At 47.4% G+C, this 17,750-nt stretch carries 18 protein-coding genes and 1 other annotated feature; all 18 genes read right to left on the reverse strand.

What is annotated here, in order from left to right:
- Nucleotides 1-181 precede the first annotated feature (181 nt).
- Nucleotides 182-474: a binding site (T-box leader), on the reverse strand.
- A gap of 57 nt (nucleotides 475-531) precedes the next feature.
- A complete protein-coding gene (locus AB4111_RS16105) occupies nucleotides 532-1,041 on the reverse strand; it encodes a DivIVA domain-containing protein (RefSeq protein ID WP_062835445.1) in 510 nt (169 codons plus the stop codon).
- Between the two features lie 147 nt (nucleotides 1,042-1,188).
- Nucleotides 1,189-1,971: an RNA-binding protein gene (locus AB4111_RS16110; protein ID WP_442032337.1), complete on the reverse strand. Its 783-nt coding sequence runs from the start codon at nucleotides 1,969-1,971 to the stop codon at nucleotides 1,189-1,191.
- 238 nt (nucleotides 1,972-2,209) lie between these two features.
- Nucleotides 2,210-2,479 carry a YggT family protein gene (locus tag AB4111_RS16115; RefSeq protein ID WP_260632824.1) on the reverse strand — a complete coding sequence of 90 codons (270 nt, stop codon included), beginning with the start codon at nucleotides 2,477-2,479 and terminating at the stop codon, nucleotides 2,210-2,212.
- 7 nt (nucleotides 2,480-2,486) lie between these two features.
- Nucleotides 2,487-2,954: a cell division protein SepF gene (locus AB4111_RS16120; RefSeq protein WP_442032338.1), complete on the reverse strand. Its 468-nt coding sequence runs from the start codon at nucleotides 2,952-2,954 to the stop codon at nucleotides 2,487-2,489.
- A complete protein-coding gene (locus tag AB4111_RS16125; protein WP_442032339.1) occupies nucleotides 2,945-3,646 on the reverse strand; it encodes a YggS family pyridoxal phosphate-dependent enzyme in 702 nt (233 codons plus the stop codon). The genes AB4111_RS16120 and AB4111_RS16125 overlap by 10 nt, the downstream gene beginning before the upstream one ends.
- A gap of 6 nt (nucleotides 3,647-3,652) precedes the next feature.
- Complete coding sequence (gene pgeF, locus AB4111_RS16130; RefSeq protein WP_442032340.1) at nucleotides 3,653-4,552, reverse strand: peptidoglycan editing factor PgeF; 900 nt, start codon at nucleotides 4,550-4,552, stop codon at nucleotides 3,653-3,655.
- 51 nt (nucleotides 4,553-4,603) lie between these two features.
- Nucleotides 4,604-4,996, reverse strand: a complete 393-nt coding sequence (locus AB4111_RS16135) for a YlmC/YmxH family sporulation protein (protein ID WP_251035120.1) — start codon at nucleotides 4,994-4,996, stop codon at nucleotides 4,604-4,606.
- A gap of 174 nt (nucleotides 4,997-5,170) precedes the next feature.
- Nucleotides 5,171-5,953: an RNA polymerase sporulation sigma factor SigG gene (gene sigG, locus AB4111_RS16140; protein ID WP_017687309.1), complete on the reverse strand. Its 783-nt coding sequence runs from the start codon at nucleotides 5,951-5,953 to the stop codon at nucleotides 5,171-5,173.
- A 111-nt stretch (nucleotides 5,954-6,064) separates the two neighbouring features.
- Nucleotides 6,065-6,787 carry an RNA polymerase sporulation sigma factor SigE gene (gene sigE / locus AB4111_RS16145; RefSeq protein ID WP_442032341.1) on the reverse strand — a complete coding sequence of 241 codons (723 nt, stop codon included), beginning with the start codon at nucleotides 6,785-6,787 and terminating at the stop codon, nucleotides 6,065-6,067.
- Between the two features lie 11 nt (nucleotides 6,788-6,798).
- A complete protein-coding gene (gene spoIIGA / locus AB4111_RS16150) occupies nucleotides 6,799-7,779 on the reverse strand; it encodes a sigma-E processing peptidase SpoIIGA (RefSeq protein ID WP_091014080.1) in 981 nt (326 codons plus the stop codon).
- A gap of 260 nt (nucleotides 7,780-8,039) precedes the next feature.
- The gene (ftsZ, locus tag AB4111_RS16155; RefSeq protein WP_253439311.1) at nucleotides 8,040-9,155 is read right to left on the reverse strand and encodes a cell division protein FtsZ; all 1,116 of its coding nucleotides are present in this window, start codon (nucleotides 9,153-9,155) and stop codon (nucleotides 8,040-8,042) included.
- Between the two features lie 150 nt (nucleotides 9,156-9,305).
- Complete coding sequence (gene ftsA / locus AB4111_RS16160) at nucleotides 9,306-10,589, reverse strand: cell division protein FtsA (RefSeq protein ID WP_253439313.1); 1,284 nt, start codon at nucleotides 10,587-10,589, stop codon at nucleotides 9,306-9,308.
- A gap of 293 nt (nucleotides 10,590-10,882) precedes the next feature.
- Nucleotides 10,883-11,650, reverse strand: a complete 768-nt coding sequence (locus tag AB4111_RS16165) for a cell division protein FtsQ/DivIB (protein WP_253439315.1) — start codon at nucleotides 11,648-11,650, stop codon at nucleotides 10,883-10,885.
- A gap of 58 nt (nucleotides 11,651-11,708) precedes the next feature.
- Entirely contained in the window at nucleotides 11,709-12,992 is a 1,284-nt protein-coding gene (murA, locus tag AB4111_RS16170; protein WP_442032342.1) for a UDP-N-acetylglucosamine 1-carboxyvinyltransferase, read from the reverse strand.
- Nucleotides 12,993-13,009: 17 nt separating this feature from the next.
- Nucleotides 13,010-13,915 (reverse strand): UDP-N-acetylmuramate dehydrogenase, encoded by a 906-nt coding sequence (murB, locus tag AB4111_RS16175; RefSeq protein ID WP_442032343.1) that lies wholly within the window; start codon nucleotides 13,913-13,915, stop codon nucleotides 13,010-13,012.
- Between the two features lie 149 nt (nucleotides 13,916-14,064).
- Nucleotides 14,065-15,174, reverse strand: coding sequence for an undecaprenyldiphospho-muramoylpentapeptide beta-N-acetylglucosaminyltransferase (gene murG / locus AB4111_RS16180; RefSeq protein ID WP_442032344.1), 1,110 nt, complete (start codon nucleotides 15,172-15,174; stop codon nucleotides 14,065-14,067).
- A 7-nt stretch (nucleotides 15,175-15,181) separates the two neighbouring features.
- Nucleotides 15,182-16,279 carry a stage V sporulation protein E gene (gene spoVE / locus AB4111_RS16185; protein WP_062835457.1) on the reverse strand — a complete coding sequence of 366 codons (1,098 nt, stop codon included), beginning with the start codon at nucleotides 16,277-16,279 and terminating at the stop codon, nucleotides 15,182-15,184.
- 48 nt (nucleotides 16,280-16,327) lie between these two features.
- Nucleotides 16,328-17,749: a UDP-N-acetylmuramoyl-L-alanine--D-glutamate ligase gene (gene murD / locus AB4111_RS16190; protein WP_442032345.1), complete on the reverse strand. Its 1,422-nt coding sequence runs from the start codon at nucleotides 17,747-17,749 to the stop codon at nucleotides 16,328-16,330.
- Between the last annotated feature and the right edge of the window lies 1 nt (nucleotide 17,750).

Below are 17,750 nucleotides of genomic sequence, written 5' to 3' on the forward strand. Positions count from 1 at the left end.
TTCGCTCCCCCGGCGAGCGGCTCTCTCCTTGAGGTCCCTTCGGGCCTCATGGACGTTCGCCTTGGCGAAACCCCGGCTGCAGGGTGCTTCGCTTCCCCGGCGAGCGGCTCTCTCCTTGAGGTCCCTTCGGGCCTCATGGGCGTTCGCCCTTTTTTTGAAAACAAAAAAAGCCCCATCCCTGGAAAGGGACGAGACTATACTCGCGTTACCACCCTAATTCTGTTCATCACAAACCACATCCAGGTAAGTCTGGGTATGCTCTGTCATCAACAGCGCTTATGCCCCGCTAAACTACCGCAGGGTGCCGTTATAACGTACGGCTTACGGTTCGGCTTACACACGGCAATCACGATCACCGCTTCAGCGTCACTTCTCCGGGGAGATATTCGGCTATAACTCATCCATTGGTTTGCACCAACCACCAACTCTCTGAGGGATGAGATCATAACGTACTGAACCCGTCATGGAATCACTATTCATTATGAATATAGTTATAGCCTCTTTGCAGACAAAAGTCAACCAGGCGACAGACTAATAAATTTCTTTCATCTCCCGCTCACGGTCACGCACTTCCTGCTCCCGGCTCTCCAGCACTTCCCAACCATCCTGAGTCAACAGTTCAAGCTGCGCTTCAACAAGCGTGCGGAAACGGGCACGATAAATTGATGCCTGCTTTTTCAGTTCTTCCACTTCCAAAGCAATTTTACGCGATTTGCCCAACGATTCGTTCACGATCCGGTCTGCATTTTTCTCTGCTTCCTTCACGATCAACTGCGCTTCTTTCTTCGCATTATTCTTCACATCATCAGCAGCTTCCTGCGCAATAATGATCGTTTTGCTGAGCGTTTCTTCAATCGTGGCAAAATGATCCAGCTTTTCCTGAACGGACAGCAACTGATTGCTCAGCTCTTTGTTCTCGCGAATGACGCCTTCGTAATCTTTGATGACTTGGTCTAGGAATTCATTGACTTCATCCTCGTCATACCCGCGCAAACGTCGGGAAAATTCCTTGTTGTGTATGTCCAGCGGCGTTAATGGCATGCTGTCCACCTCCTGTAAAAGTTCCTTCCCGTCCAGAGAAGGTTTGCAGCATAAATCTTTGACTTAATGTATATCGGATACACCGCGTATTTTCTACACCTTTATGATAAACATTTCGACAAGAAAGCGGATTTTCCTGCAACAGAATCAGGCAAATTTGCCGATTTTCACTCGGCAGCGCCCTTTTTTGGTCATCCCATCCTGTTCAATAACCTTGAAGCGGCCAAATCCCTGAATGGATACAACATCCCCCGCTTTTAGCGATTTGGATGGATCTTCCTCAACCTTCCAGTTCACACGGCAGCGCCCAGCTTTGATTGGCACTAGCACTTTACTGCGACTAAGCCGATACACATCTGCACAGATTCCATCCAAACGAAGCGAAGCGACCGTAATATCCATCATCTCCAGTTTGTTCTCTGACCATCGCATCTGATCCAAAGGAAGTAACTCTGTGAACACATGTAACCGATGCACCTGATTCAGTTGAAGCGATAAAAAAGCGCCGGTTTCCGCCGCCACCACTGTATGGCAACCGTCCTCCAGCACTTGGATATCCCCGATCTTTCCACGTTTCATCCCAAGCCCGAGCAGGGAACCCATATAGTCCCCATGCTCCAGCTCCGAGATTTTCTGATCATCGGACGTGATGCTGAGCACCTGCATACCCATATCCTCATCATCCAGATACATGTAATCAGGTGCAACCAGCGCACGCTTGCGCTCAGCAGCCTCGTAACCACCATCCAGACGAATCTGAACGTCATTACGTCGATTGGCAAGAGTTTGTAAGATAAACACCTGTCTTGGGTCAAGAAAGTCAGTTAGCTTCATGTCATGATACTTGCCTGCACCCTCAACCCAGTCTGAAGCCTTATCTACGAAATCTCGCTCATCATGGCTAAAATGTTCGTAAATTTCACCGCTCATCTATGTCACCCTACCCTAATAGTCCGTGTTCAAAAAGACCGGTTTTCAGTGCCGAGAAGATGGGATAAAGCTAGAAATGGAGTAGCAGAGCGTAGAGAAAACTACGTGAGCAACCACAATGTTTCCGAAGGAAACATACTTCGTAAGCCTCCCACTTATTTCGGCTGAATTCCATATTCGATGCTGACGATGCCACTAGGCATCCTTCGTAATCAAAAGCGGACTTTTTGAACAACCTCTAATATACAAAATACCGAAGTATGGAGATCAGCCCGTTAAGCGCGAGTTGCAGAACGATCAGCGCTACAATCGGGGAAATATCCAGCACACCGAACAAAGGAGGTATAAATCGGCGGAATGGTCTTAGATATGGTTCCACTAATTTGCCCAACCATTCACCGATAAAGCTCTCCCGCGCATTGGGAAGCCAAGACATCAATATGTAGACGATGACCATGTAAAAGTAAATCTGGTATAACGTGTACAGCACGCTTTCAATCTGATACAAAAGTGGCTCACCTCATTCTGTTGTAATCTTGCTCGCTGTCAGCCAGTATTTCCGTAATTGATCCCTGAATTTCAACCGTATCTGGCGTACAGAGAAAAATGTTTCCGCCGATTTTGGAAATACCGCCACCCAATGCGTATACCGTGCCACTCAAAAAATCAATAACGCGCAGCGCTTGGTCCTGACGTATCCGCTGCAGGTTTACCACAACGGTACGATGCGAACGCAGATGGTCGGCAATCTCCTGAGCCTCGTCATAAGAACGCGGTTCATACAGGACAACTTTAACATTTTTCTGGGAATGAATGCTCACCACATTATTCCCCCTTTGGTTTCTACGTTTATCGAGACTGGAGGTTTCAGCTTCCTGCTGATCAGCCTCATTTTCCTCCTGCGATGCCATCCGTTCACGTTCCACAATCTCTTCCTCTTCCTGAAGTCCGAGGAAATTCATAAATTTATTCATTACGCCCATCGTGAACCCTCCTCTTTTCCTACGAGAATCGATCCCAGCCGTACCCAGGTTGCCCCTTCTTCAATGGCCACTTCAAAATCATTGGACATCCCCATCGACAGCTCCGTTAATGGTTCTGCTGTAAGAGCTTGTCCATTCAATTGATCTCTCAGCTCACGCAATCCACGAAATACGGGACGTGTCAGCTCGGGATCTTCCTCATGAGGTGCCATGGTCATCAAGCCAACGACCTTGAGATTGTTGAACGAACGAATATCACGCAAAAAAGAACTTGCCTGTTCAGGCTGTAAGCCATACTTGCTCTCTTCACCCGAAATATTCACCTGCAAAAACGTTTCCACTTGGATGCCAAGTGAAGCTGCTTTCTTATCCAACTCCTTCGCCAATGACAAACGATCCAGTGAATGTATGTAACGAAACTTGCCGATCACGTCTTTCACCTTGTTCGTCTGCAAATGACCAATAAAATGCCAGGTACCCTGTTGACCAAAAGCTTCCCATTTGGCCTGTGCATCCTGCCACCGATTTTCTCCAATATGCTCAAGACCATGATTCAGCACCGATCCCGTTGTTTCCAGTGAGACATATTTCGTGACCGCAATCACATTCACATCATCACGATGACGGTTACTGCGCTGACATGCATCCTCGATCTTCTGATTTACCTGTTGTATACGCTCCTCAAATGACACAGAGGGTCACCTCTCTTCCAGCCCAATCCAGCTCGCCATCCGCCCTGTAACACCATTTTCCTTCCGATAGGAGAAAAACAATTCGGGATGACAACTTGTACACCATGTTGTACATTCGATATGATCCGGCAATATTCCTGCTTTCATCATAATGTGTCGATTACATTCTTTCAAGTTTAACATCGTTTTACCGTTATCTACGGATCGATATGCTTTTTTAGAAGCAGAATCCTTGTATTCATCATTAACCGGGGAATCATCAAACCAAACCCGTACATGCTGCATAACCGCCTCATCTACTTCATAACAGCAATCCCCAATAGACGGACCGATTGCAGCTCGAATGTCCTGTCTGCGACTTCCGTACTCCCGTTCCATCGTCTCCACCATGGATACAGCGATACCTGCGACTGTACCTTTCCAACCGGCATGAGCAAGACCAACGGCCTGTTGCACAGGGTCATAGAAATAAAGTGGGACACAATCTGCATAGAAAGAAGTCAACAGCACACCCGCCACATTTGTGACCAATCCATCCGTATCCTGTAACGCTGACTGACGATCAAGTAATCCCCTGCTCCGATCTTCAGCTTTAATTACAGCCACATGTTTGCCATGCACCTGCTCTCCACAGGTCCAGGCTTCCGCTGCAAAGCCAAGCTTCCCGGTTACAAGCCTGCGGTTGTTAAGCACAACTTCAAGATCATCCCCCACATGATAAGCGCAGTTAAGCGTAGCATAGGGTGCACTTCCGACTCCACCATGTCTTGTCGTAAATCCGACCGATAACTTATCAAACTGCTGTCTCCAGGGCTCAACATATAATAATAACGGGTCAGAACCGAAATCTGAATTAGGGTTCTCTGTCCGTTCAAGTAATTCCTTATTCAATACAAAGGGTTCCATTCTCTCACCTCACCACTTCCAGTGTACCAAATGAGCCACATTCTGTCTCCTTTATATCGTTCGACGCTGATTGCGGTCTGATCGTTCAATGCGTTCCACACGCTCTGTGCGGTTATGCTGCTGTTCATCATACAGGCGCGCTTCGCGATCACGCTCGTCATACGTGTTCTCCTTCACCTCATCCATCTTCACAAGAATCACATCTGAACCAATCTTCACAATATTTCTCCAGGGAATCACGAGATCCGTTCCCCCGCCAAAAAGACCCATAAACCGGCTGTACCCCGGCACAACAATCGCTTCAATTCGCCCCTGCTTCAGATCAAGCTCCAAGTCACTGATCTGACCCAGACGTTTACCATCCGTAATGTTAATGACATCCTTAGTCTGAAAATCCGAGATTTTCATGCCTCGTGCCGCAACTTCGCTCGTATTTACTTTCATTCATTCCCGCCCCCTGTTATTCCTCTTCTGCCCGTTCCTCACGCTTCTATACAATATATGTTTCAGGGGCGAAAAATGTCCTGTTTTTCATCGAATGTGGAAACGACTTAACACAAAAAGACGACCAACGGTATACACTGCCCCGATTGATCGTCCTCCTGCCCTTGCATCGTGTTACGACTTCACATGTTTTTGCATCTGTTGTATCGCTGATTTCTCCAGACGTGATACTTGAGCCTGGGAAATGCCAATTTCATCAGCTACTTCCATCTGGGTTTTCCCTTCGAAAAACCGCATGGACAAAATCATTTTTTCCCGCTGACCAAGACGATGCATCGCTTCACGGAGCGCAATTTCCTCGATCCACGACACATCCTTGTTTCTGTCATCACTGATCTGATCCATAACATAGATCGGATCTCCACCATCATGATAAATCGGTTCGAAGAGCGAGACCGGGTCCTGAATGGCGTCCAATGCAAAAACAACATCTTCCTTCGGCACATTCAGTACTTCCGCAATTTCGAATATCGTCGGTTCCCGGGAATTTTTATTCGTCAGGCTGTCACGGACCTGAAGCGCTTTGTAAGCAATATCCCTCAAGGAGCGAGATACCCGAATCGGGTTATTATCACGCAGGTATCGACGGATTTCACCGATAATCATCGGCACCGCGTAGGTTGAAAATTTGACATTCTGGGATAAATCAAAATTATCAATGGCTTTCATCAGGCCAATGCAACCAACCTGGAACAGATCATCGACAAACTCCCCCCGATTGTTAAAACGCTGAATGACACTGAGTACCAGACGCAGGTTGCCATTCACTAATTTCTCTCTTGCTGAGCGATCATGGTGTTGCTGAAGGGAATGAAACAATTCCCGCATTTCAGTGTTGGTGAGGACAGGCAATTTTGCGGTGTCCACGCCACAAATCTCGACTTTGTTTCGGGTCATCGTGATTTACCTCCCAAGGAGAAACATTAATGTACATTATCTCCGGGGCAGGCTTTTTTATTCGTACTTGGCACCCTTGCCAGTAATACCCATTCTGAGCATTGATGTATTTCAGACCATTTTATTGAACTCCTTGCGAAGTCTTTTAATGATTCTTTTTTCGAGACGAGAGATGTAGGATTGGGAGATTCCAAGTAGATCCGCTACATCTTTTTGTGTCTTTTCTTCCCCATCCGTCAAGCCAAAACGAAGCTCCATAATCATTCGCTCACGCTCCGTTAATTTTTCCAGTGCCTTGTGCAAAAGTTTTCGGTCTACCTGCTCTTCAATATTCCGATAGATTGTATCGTTTTCTGTACCCAGTACATCAGATAATAATAGTTCATTTCCGTCCCAATCAATGTTGAGGGGTTCATCAAAAGAAACTTCAGTTCGGATCTTACTATTACGTCTCAGGTACATCAAAATTTCATTTTCGATACAACGTGAAGCATATGTTGCCAGTTTGATTTTCTTTTCCGGGTCGAATGTATTAACTGCCTTAATCAGTCCGATGGCTCCAATGGAGACCAGATCCTCAATATTGATTCCTGTGTTCTCAAATTTTCGTGCGATGTATACCACCAGACGCAGATTGCGCTCAATGAGCATCGCGCGAATGGCCGAGTCTCCCGAAGATAATTTTTGCAGTAAGTATTCTTCTTCTTCCCTTGTCAAAGGCGGCGGAAGTGCCTCACTTCCCCCAATATAATAGATTTCTTCACTTTTGAGTCCCAACAAAAATAACAGACGGTAATATTGCAGCTGCGCCACCAGTTTCCATTTCACAAGCATGTACGTTCCTCCTATACCACATTCAGCGGCTTTTCTGTTGCTCCCGCAGAGAGAGCCGTAGACTGCGCAGAAGCAGCGTCTTGCACAAGTTCAGGATGAATCACGGCCTGGTATTTCCCATCCGACGACAAAACACCTCCATCCAGCCCAATGAGTACCCTTGTCGTCTCATAACATGTTTCCTCCATCGTCACCTTCACCCGGTCCGGCTTCATTGCCAGCATAAACGCAGTCCCTTTGTTAATGCCCCGATAGGGCACTAGCCGCAGTCGATCCTGCCACTGAAAACTTTCCTGATCAAGCTCCAGAATAAGGTTGTCCGGCGCCTCGTCCTTGAGTCTACCCTTCCATGAAGCAGGTAACATGTCTTGCCATAACGAAACCTCCATCACCATGACTGGCATGCGCGATAAGGGATCTGTAAGTTGATTGCCCGTATCCAGAAGGCCTGTACAAGAAATGACTACCTCATCGATGCAGACCTCAACTTTACCCAAATAGGTCGTCATGCGATCCGTTTTCCGTTTTGAGCTCTGCACAGCTTTGAATAAAAACAGGACAGCAAAAAATACGATAAACGTGAACCAGAAGGCAATCTTCAGATCAAATGACATACCGCCAGAAGCGGTGAACCAAATGCCGTTAAACAACTCACCGGAGCTCTGAAGCATGTAATGCACACCCAGAATACCTCCGGCAGCGACAAAATTAATCACATAGAAGGTACCGAGCGTCCTCGCAAAAGCCTGCAGACCCTTAAAACCAAAAGCAATCGTAAGCATGACCAGCGAGAACCCGAACTTGATCAAAAAAGTGAACATAAAATCAAACTCCGGTACAAACATCATGACCACGTATAATGCGCCCACAATGGCTGACAGCAACCATCGCCACCAAACCAGCTTTGTTTTTCGCATCCAGGCGGTCATGCCGATGAGTGCACCGTCAATACACAGGTTTGTCAAAAAAATAAGATCCACATACACAACCAAACTCTTCACCTGCCTGCGCGCAACATATCGAAATACCGGAATCCGATATCCTGATATTCATGAGCATATTCACAAGTATACGGAGCCCCCTGTTCAAAGTCTGTCTAATCATGGGGGTGTGTTCCCAACTTTTTTTGTCGGAATTTCTCAGGCCCTTTGTTCAGAATTTGTTCAATGCTGTATGCTATGATATCTAAGAAAACAGAAAAACCCGGTCGCTCCATAAGGAGTACCGGGTTATCCATAATTTGATTTGGGTATTAATCGTTATTATTATTGCGTGAACGATTGCGTAAAAATGTCGGAATATCCAGCTGATCATTGCTCGGCTGATTTCCGAACGGACGCAGATTCGGCGAACGTGTATCTGTTGTCTCCGTTGTTGCCGGAGCTGGCTTACGTCCTTGTGGAGGTGGAGCAGGTTTGTCTTCGAAACCAGTTGCGATAACTGTAACCTTGATCTCCTCTTTCAGGTCTTCATCGATGATGGCACCAAAGATCATGTTCACTTCCGGATCGGAAGCAGAAGTTACGATCTCTGCCGCTTCGTTCACTTCATACAGGGACAGATTAACGCCACCCGTAATGTTCATGATTACGCCGCGAGCACCTTCAATGGATGTTTCAAGCAAAGGACTCATAATGGCTTTGCGCGCTGCTTCTGCGGCACGATTCTCGCCTGTTGATTCACCAATCCCCATAAGGGCAGATCCTCGTTCATGCATAATCGTTTTGACGTCAGCAAAGTCAAGGTTGATTAGACCCGGTACAGCGATCAAATCCGAGATACCTTGTACCGCTTGACGAAGTACGTTATCCGCTTGACGGAATGCTTCAAGCATCGGTGTCTTTTTGTCTACAATTTCGAGCAAACGATCATTAGGAATAACGATCAGCGTGTCCACTTTTTCCTTAAGAGCTTCAATACCTTGCTCCGCATGGCTGGAACGCTTGCGTCCTTCGAATGTAAATGGGCGAGTTACGACACCCACTGTCAGTGCACCACACTCTTTGGCAATTTCAGCAATAACCGGAGCCGCACCTGTACCTGTACCACCGCCCATACCGGCTGTAACAAATACCATGTCTGCACCTTTCAACGTGTTCATGATCAGATCACGGGACTCTTCCGCTGCTTTTTTACCTACATCCGGGTTGGCGCCCGCGCCAAGACCACGAGTCAATTTATCACCGATTTGCAATTTATGCTCGGATTTCGCCAGGTGTAACGCCTGAGCATCCGTGTTTACCGTAATAAATTCAACACCTTGTACACCATTTTCAATCATACGGTTGACTGCATTGCTTCCGCCGCCGCCTACACCGATGACTTTAATTTGAGCCAAGCTCTCCATCTCGAAATCAAATTCCAACATATTATTCCATCTCCCCCTCAATGTGCATGGATGGCCCGTCCAATTTTTGATTTGAACCGAATCAATTTCATATATCGACGAACGAAAGCGTTTATGTTAGTACCAGCGCATTCAGACGGCTTCAAGAATGTATGAAATGGATCCAACCTGTTATATAAATTCGCTGAACATATTCTTCAGCCGTTCGAACAGACCAGGTTTTTGCTCCGATTCCTGTGCCGTATTTGGCTTCGGACGGTTGGTCGGTTTCTTATTATTATTATTATTGTTGTTATTTCCACCGCCGTTATTGATCGAGGGACGAATGCGCAAACTGCGAATTACACTGTGCAATATGCCAACTCCGCTTGTGTAGCCAGGGTCACGCACACCAATGTAATCCGGAACTGCAACTCGTACCGAAGCAGCAAGCTCATGCTGAGCAACCTGCAGAACCCCCGGCATAGAGACCGTACCTCCCGTTAGTATATAACCTCCAGGAAGCTCGTTGTAACCAAGACGCTTCACTTCTTGAGAGATCATCTGGAATATTTCCTGAACCCTAGGTTCAATAATAGCCGCCAGATCCTCCTGTGAAAATTCCTTGTCTACATTACTGCCAATTCGGGTTACTTTGAACATCACATCCGCAGCAGCATCATCCAACCAGGCGCAGCCGTATTTCAGTTTCACCTTCTCCGCCTGATCCGTCAACGTGCGTAAGCCATAGGCAATATCATTCGTTACGAATTCCCCACCAATAGGCAATGTTGATGTTGCAACAAGACTGTCTTCTTCAAAAATGGCGATGGTTGTTGCACCTGCTCCAATATCAACAAGCACTGAACCCATCGTTTTTTCATCTTTGGACAAAGCCAGTTGACCCGCTCCAAGCGACATGAGAACCAGATCGCTTACTTTCAGACCCGCTTTTTCCACGCAGCGCAAAAGATTATGTATCGCGGTTTTTGCACCCGTAATGATCGTTGCTTCAACTTCCAGACGAACACCAATCATTCCACGGGGGTCCTGTATGCCCTCCAAGCCATCTACTACATATTGCTTGGCGACAACATCAATAATTTCCCGTTCCGGCGGAACTGCAATTACTTCGGCTGCTTTCAACACCCGTTCCATGTCTTCTTCTCCGATTTCACGATCCTCGTTAGACACAGCCACGACGCCGTGACTGCTCATCAGTCCGATATGATTTCCCGAGATTCCAACATACACTTCGGATATTTGAATACCCACCATACGTTCTGCATGATCCACTGCGTTGCGAATCGACTGCACCGTCTGATCGATATCTACGATTACACCTTTGCGAATTCCCTCCGAGTCGGCAGATCCAACTCCTATAATATTAAAGGTTCCATTATTCATTTCCCCAATAATAGCGCGAATTTTGGATGTACCGATGTCCAAACTAACAATGATGTCATTGTTGCTCAAGTCTGTGGCACCTCCTGACTCCAATAGTAAAATACGTTCGAATTTAAACACTCTTAAAACATATTCAACACACTTCAGGCTTTCCCTCTTTTTTCTACAATGTTTTTGGGTGTCAAAATCTGGTTGCGAGACATAAAACCTTGAAGAAAAAAGAAGGAGGCAACTCATGTGCCATAAGTTCAAGTGTATCATTTTTTCTTCATCTCAGAAAGAACAAGTTTCATTGCTCTGACGGGGCCAAACCCCGACCAGCCTAGGCTTTCATATTCAGTTCAGCCTCATCATGGCAAAGATCAGGGGCTTGCTCCTGGTTCAGCATCATCTTCCGGGTCATCCGGGATGAAAGGGACATAGGTATCTGCCTCAAGCATGGTGATTTTCCCAGGCCGTTCGGTCTCAATCACCTGATTTAGATATTCCACTTTATCCGATAAAAGAGAGACGGTTGTAATCACTTCAAACTGTGATTTGGTATACATCCGAATCTGATCCGGAAATGAAGGCGTTGGGTTCGGAATAATTTCCGAAATATCCGTCGTCAATTCATTCGGAATTTTAGCCAGTGTCTGGCTCAGTTTGGCTTTGAGTGGATCATCAGCCTTCCATTGAGTCAATATGGGCTTCTCCACAGCAACACCAATTGTAGCTGGAACCGTCAAGCTTGTCCCACTGGCCAAAATCGCTTTAAGTGTACCGTCAGAACCAAGCTCATACGCAACCGTGGCATATTCCTGAACCTTGATATGGATAATACCCGGAAATTGCTTGTCCACGGTAACAGTTGAAATGGCCTTGTTGGTCTTGAGACGCTCAATAACCTCGGCAGTACTTGTCCCAAAAAATTGATCGCCTTCTCTCAGACCACTTTTCTCCAGCAGCTCTGAAGTCGCTGTATATACATTACCCGTAATTTCAATTGCCGAAATCCGACTCATGGAAGAACGAAAGAATAATACAGCCAGCAATACAATAAATAATAATAAGAGAATAATTACAATTTTGCGGCTTGTGTTTCCTTTTGGCCGGTTCTTCTTCAGAACCGGAATTTGACTTTTAGGCATAAGTAGCGCTCCACAAAGCCTCAGGTCCCCTCCCTTCAAGAAGGGGACTCCAAGGACGTTAATTGGCAAAATCCAACTGTTTCGAAACGGGCGACTGTCGCTCAACCGATGCTCCAAGACTTTGGAATAACTTCTCGATCTGATCGTAGCCCCGGTCAATATGATGCACTTGTTCCACAACCGTTTTGCCTTGAGCAGCCAGACCAGCAATGACCAGAGCTGCACCTGCACGAAGATCGGTTGCTTCTACTGTAGCCCCGTACAGACGGGGAACACCACGGATAAATGCTGCGTTCAGATCGACTGAAATATCAGCCCCCATCACATTCAGTTCATCCACATGCTTAAACCGGCCCTCGAATACCGTTTCCTTCATCACACTGAATCCGTCTGCCAGACTTAGCAGCACCATGATTTGCGATTGCAAATCTGTCGGAAACGAAGGATACGGAGAAGTCACAATACGGTCTACTGATTTGGGACGGCTCATACAGCTCACCGTCATTATATCATTGCAGACTGTGATTTGAACACCAGTGCGCTTCAATACATGTATAAGTGAAGTAAGATGAGCAGGATTGCAGTGTGTAAGCGTAACATTGCCACGTGTTGCTGCTGCTGCAATCATCACGGTTCCGGCAACAATTCGATCCGGTATAATCTCATAGGAACAAGGCTTCAGTTCCTCAACGCCATTTATCGTAATTGTATCAGTTCCTGCCCCAATAATGCTTGCACCCATAGCATTCAGAAAGTTTTGCAGATCCTGTATTTCAGGTTCTCTTGCCGCGTTGCAAATGGTTGTCGTCCCTTTAGCTAGAACGGCTGCCATCATGATATTCTCTGTCGCTCCAACACTCGGGAAATCCAAAAGAATATCTGTACCCACCAGATTGCGTCCATGACAGATAATCTGTTGGTCCTGCTCTTCAATCAAAGCTCCGAGCGCTTCCAGGCCCCGGAGGTGAAGATCAATTTTGCGTTCTCCGATGGCACAGCCTCCTGGCTGATACACTGACACTTGCCCAAACTTAGCCAGCAATGGTCCCATCAAAAAAATGGAAGAGCGCATCTGCTTCATTAGATCTTCTGGCACATCATATGACCGGATTTGCGAGGTATTAATCGTCACTGTTCCCTGTTCATGCCGACACGTGCATCCAAGCCGTTCCAGGATATACAGCATCACTTCAATGTCCAGCAAGTGTGGAACGTTATGCAGTGTAACTTCTCCATCTGCCAACAAACTTGCGGCCATGATCGGTAAAGCGGCATTTTTTGCTCCATGGATGCGTATGGATCCTGAGAGGGGTTTCCCGCCTTCAATCACCAATTTGTCCAATGTATCACCTCCGGGGTTTACCGTTCACCCACTACGAAGACTTCCGGTACCAGGTTAATACCGTTTTGAGATGATATAGTGCTCTGAATCAGCTGCATTAGGGTGATAACGTCCTCTGCTGTTGCTTGGCCTGTATTGACAATGAAATTGGCATGCATGGTGGATACCTGTGCGCCTCCCTGAGTCATTCCTTTCAGCCCTGCCGCTTCAATCAGACGGGCTGCATGATCACCCGGTGGATTTCGGAATACACTACCTGCACATGCCATCTGCAGTGGCTGTGTGCGTCGCCGGCGATCTTTGTAAGCCGCCATGGTTTCCGAAATGACTTTGCGTTCTCCATGCTGGAGTTCAAATGCAGCTTCCAGCACGATGCCTCTCCGATCATGCAGAACAGAGTGGCGGTAGGCAAAATCCATGTCCTCCTTGCTGTAACGTACCAATTCCCCTGTCTCCAGTACAATCTCAGCGAATTTGAATATCCGTGACACATCCGATCCATGAGCACCTGCATTCATGTATACGGCTCCACCGACAGTGCCGGGGATACCGCTGCCGAATTCCAGACCGGCCCATTCCTTTTTGGCAGCAACCACACTGAGTTTAACAAAAGAATGTGCAGCTCCGGCAGTTACACCACCTTCGTGAAATTCGGCATAATCAAAGCCATCGCCTGGTTTCACAACAACACCACGTATTCCTTTGTCTGACACCAGCATGTTTGAGCCCCGTCCAAGTTGCATCCACGGAATCTGGAACTTGTGAAGCAATTGAACGAGATTCATCATCTGCTCTTTATTCTCGGGAATGACCAGTGCATCCGCAGGACCGCCGATTTTCCATGTGGTGTATTTGGCTAGCGATTCGTTTTCAAGAACTCTGCCAACATTATTCTGGGATAGTAACGACATCCACTGGTGCATGTTTCCTTCCTCCTTTGCTTCAAAACCGATGAGCACAGTATGTTCTGTTGCTACAGAACGTGCTCTGGTGCCATGGAACGATGGTCACGATTTATACGGTATCTTATGTCAGCCCCGTCTTGTGTGTGACAATCGCCCACAAACGCACTTTATCGGCGTGCAGCAAGACGCTGAATTTCATGAACAAGCACTTCAGCAGCATCGGGTTTCCCCAATTTCCGGGAGGCTTCAGCCATTCGTTTGCGTCCCAATTCATCATTCATGATCTTGGCGATGGCTTCATACAGGACTTTGCCTGTAAGATCCTTCTCCAGCATCGTGAGTGATGCGCCCCCACCTTCAAGCGTACGTGCATTGGCTTCCTGATGATTGTTGGTCACGTTAGGTGACGGAATCAGGATCGAAGGAATACCCAGTGATGTAATCTCCGCAAGGAATGATGCACCTGCGCGGTTTACAATCAAGGATGTGCAGGCAAGCACCTCAGGCATATTATGCACGTAAGGCAGGACATGCAGGTGGTTTGGCATCGTACCCAATGAGCTGCGAATGGCTTCACGCGTTTCATCAAAATAGGTATCCCCTGTCACGTAAACCACATGTACATCGTCCAGTTGTTCCAGCATTGGAGCCATGTCCACCATGGCCTGATTGATTGCTTTTGCCCCGCGACTGCCACCAACCACAAGAACAACACGGCTGTTCATCGGTACACCTAACGTGGCAAAACCACGATCACGGCTAGCCTGGGCTACCGTAGTCGCCCGTGGATTACCGGTGTAGATCACCTTTTTCGCGCCGGAAAACGATTTTTCAGAACCTTCAAAACTAACTGCAACCGTGTCGACGTACCGCATCAAAAATTTGTTCGTTAGACCAGGGATGGCGTTCTGTTCATGAATTATACTCGGAATACCCAGTTTTGTTGCTGCATATACCACAGGTCCACACACATATCCACCTGTACCAATCACAACATCCGGTTTGAATTCCTTCAGCATTTTTTTGGACTTGCGTACACCTTGAATGAAACGCATGACCGTTTTCAGGTTGTCGATGGACAATTTCCGTCGAAAGCCGGTAATATCAATGGATTTAAAAGGAATATTTTCCTGGGGAACCAACTTGCTTTCCAACCCTCTGGTTCCTCCAATGTATAGAAATGTCGAGTCCGGGTTCTCCGCCTCGCATTGTCTTGCTATGGCAACGGCCGGATAGATATGTCCACCCGTACCGCCACCGCTTAGAACGACTCGCATCGCATAGTCACCTCGCATAACGGGATAAATTCACTAATATGCCCAGTGCTGTGAGCATGAGGGTCAATGATGATCCGCCGTAGCTGATCAGAGGCAATGTAATGCCTGTAACAGGCATCATGCCAATGACAACACCAATGTTAATAATGACCTGTACGGCGACCATACCTACGATACCAACACCAAGCAGACTGCCGAAGGCATCCGGAACGGTCATGGCTACACGCATTCCTCTCCACACCAGCACCAGGAACAACAATAATACAATCATTCCACCTATAAAGCCGAGTTCTTCGGCCAAAATACTAAAAATAAAGTCAGTTTGCGGTTCAGGTACATAACTGTACTTCTGTCGGCTCATACCCAGTCCCAATCCCGCCAGTCCACCAGGACCAATCGCGTATAAGGATTGAATGATCTGATATCCGGCACCCAGCGGATCGGACCACGGGTCCAAAAACGCTGTAATACGCTGTAACCGATAAGGAGCTGCAGCGATCAATGCTGCAAACCCGGCTACGCCACCAAGAGCAAGCAAGCTCAGATGTTTCATTCGCGCTCCGGCTGTGAAAATAATAAGCATCGATGCACCCATCATCACCGTGCCTGTCCCCAAATCAGGCTGGAGCATAATAATACCAAAAGCCAAACCGATCAATCCCAGCGGTGGCAGAAGCCCCGTTGTGAAGGTCTTGATTTTGCCCGGTTCCTTGCTCAGCCAGTGAGCGAGAAACAGAATCATGCCCAGCTTCATGAATTCTGAGGGCTGGATACCGAACGATCCTATGCCCAGCCAACTTCGTGCACCGCCGCGAACCACACCGATGCCAGGAATGAGCACCGCAATGAGCATAATAAAGCAGGCAATCAATATAGGCTTGGCATATTTCCTCCACACCCGGTAGTCTACGTTAGCGGTAACGAACATGGCCACAAGCCCAAGCACTGCAAACAGGGCCTGTCTTTTCACAAAATAAAATGAATCGCCATAGTCATGAAAGGCAAGCACCGAGCCCGCACTGTATACCATAATAATGCCGATGGCAAGCAATGCCAAAATACAAATCAGCAACCAAATATCTGGTGCCGGTCGCGTCTGTTTCATCAGGAGGCCACCCCTTGCATGGAAGTAGGGGCTTTTCCACCCCCCTACTTACAAGTTATGCGCCGCCTCTTTAAAAATGCGTCCCCGCTCTTCAAAGGAAGCAAACATGTCCCAACTTGCACATGCCGGGGATAACAAAACGACATCACCGGCACTGGCAAGCTTCGATGCTTCCTGCACAGCAACGGTTAACGTCCGGGCAGCGTCCTCCTCATTATCGACGACCTTAATTTGCTTTAATCCGGCAAGTTCCGCGACTTTGGCAATTTTCATGCGTGTCTCTCCAATTGCAACGACAGCTTTTACCCGTTCCTGGAACAAGGGCAACAACTCCATCATGTCTGACCCGCGATCCAACCCTCCAGCAATTAATACAACCGGCTCCTTGAACGAGTTCAGAGCCATAACCGTAGCCTTCGAATTGGTCGCTTTGGAGTTGTTGTAATACGCAGCGCCATTATGATCTAGTACATATTCAAGTCGATGTTCAACCGCCTTGAAGTCTGCAAGCGGCGCAGCCAGTACCGCTGGATCAGCTCCTGCAGCTACGGCAATAGCTACAGCAGCCATTGCATTTTCCACATTAAATCGTCCAGCTATGCCAATGTCCTCAATATCGATGATCATGTGCTGATCTCCGTTTTCATCCGCGTAGATAATCTGGCGCTTCACATCATCCTCTTCTCCATCCACATAAGGAGGATCTGCATACACACCTGTATCCAATCTCTCTATCATGGAGAAGGGAAGCAATCTGCTTTTGATGTAAGGAACCAGACCACGACATACCGCATCATCCCAATTCAGAATGGCTACGTCGTCAGGTTGCTGATTGGCGAACAGTTTGGCTTTGGAAGCCACATAATCATCCAGATCCCCATGATAGTCCAGATGCGTCTCTGTAACGTTAAGCAAGCTGGCGATACGGGGACGGAAATCAACCGTTCCTTTGAGCTGGAAACTGCTAAGTTCGACAACCATCCAGTGATCTGGAGAAGCTTGCTCTGCCGCTTCAGAGAGAGGTGTCCCAATATTACCGGCAACAATTGGCTTGAGACCGGCATGTTCCAGCATTTTTCCCACCCAAGTGGTCGTTGTTGTCTTGCCGTTGGAGCCTGTAATCCCGATCATGGGTGCAGCACATAGATGATAAGCAACCTCTACTTCGGTCACCACTTCAATGCCCAATGCCAAAGCTTGCTGTACAGGAGCTGCACGGTATGGAATACCCGGGTTTTTGACGACCAGCTTCACATCACTGTGAATCAGATCATCCGGATGTCCTCCGCATACAACAGAAATTCCCAAAGCCTCCAATTCGGAAGCTTCGGGACATTGATCTCTTTCTTTTTTATCATTTACTGTAACCTTGGCTCCGGCGCGATCCAGCACTTTGGCGACCTGTACGCCGCTTTTGGCCAATCCGAGTACGACTACTTGTTGTCCGCGATATGATTCAGGATGGTTCATG

Source organism: Paenibacillus sp. 2KB_22 (genome assembly GCF_052115745.1).
Classification (GTDB): Bacteria; Bacillota; Bacilli; order Paenibacillales; family Paenibacillaceae; genus Paenibacillus.

Coding starts and splice junctions, on each gene's coding strand:
- AB4111_RS16105 (WP_062835445.1), bottom strand. CDS start 1,041: ATGCCATTAACGCCGCTGGACATACACAACAAGGAATTTTCCCGACGT.
- AB4111_RS16110 (WP_442032337.1), bottom strand. CDS start 1,971: ATGAGCGGTGAAATTTACGAACATTTTAGCCATGATGAGCGAGATTTC.
- AB4111_RS16120 (WP_442032338.1), bottom strand. CDS start 2,954: ATGGGCGTAATGAATAAATTTATGAATTTCCTCGGACTTCAGGAAGAG.
- pgeF (WP_442032340.1), bottom strand. CDS start 4,552: ATGGAACCCTTTGTATTGAATAAGGAATTACTTGAACGGACAGAGAAC.
- AB4111_RS16135 (WP_251035120.1), bottom strand. CDS start 4,996: ATGAAAGTAAATACGAGCGAAGTTGCGGCACGAGGCATGAAAATCTCG.
- sigG (WP_017687309.1), bottom strand. CDS start 5,953: ATGACCCGAAACAAAGTCGAGATTTGTGGCGTGGACACCGCAAAATTG.
- sigE (WP_442032341.1), bottom strand. CDS start 6,787: ATGCTTGTGAAATGGAAACTGGTGGCGCAGCTGCAATATTACCGTCTG.
- ftsZ (WP_253439311.1), bottom strand. CDS start 9,155: ATGTTGGAATTTGATTTCGAGATGGAGAGCTTGGCTCAAATTAAAGTC.
- AB4111_RS16165 (WP_253439315.1), bottom strand. CDS start 11,650: ATGCCTAAAAGTCAAATTCCGGTTCTGAAGAAGAACCGGCCAAAAGGA.
- murB (WP_442032343.1), bottom strand. CDS start 13,915: ATGCACCAGTGGATGTCGTTACTATCCCAGAATAATGTTGGCAGAGTT.
- murG (WP_442032344.1), bottom strand. CDS start 15,174: ATGCGAGTCGTTCTAAGCGGTGGCGGTACGGGTGGACATATCTATCCG.
- spoVE (WP_062835457.1), bottom strand. CDS start 16,279: ATGAAACAGACGCGACCGGCACCAGATATTTGGTTGCTGATTTGTATT.
- murD (WP_442032345.1), bottom strand. CDS start 17,749: ATGAACCATCCTGAATCATATCGCGGACAACAAGTAGTCGTACTCGGA.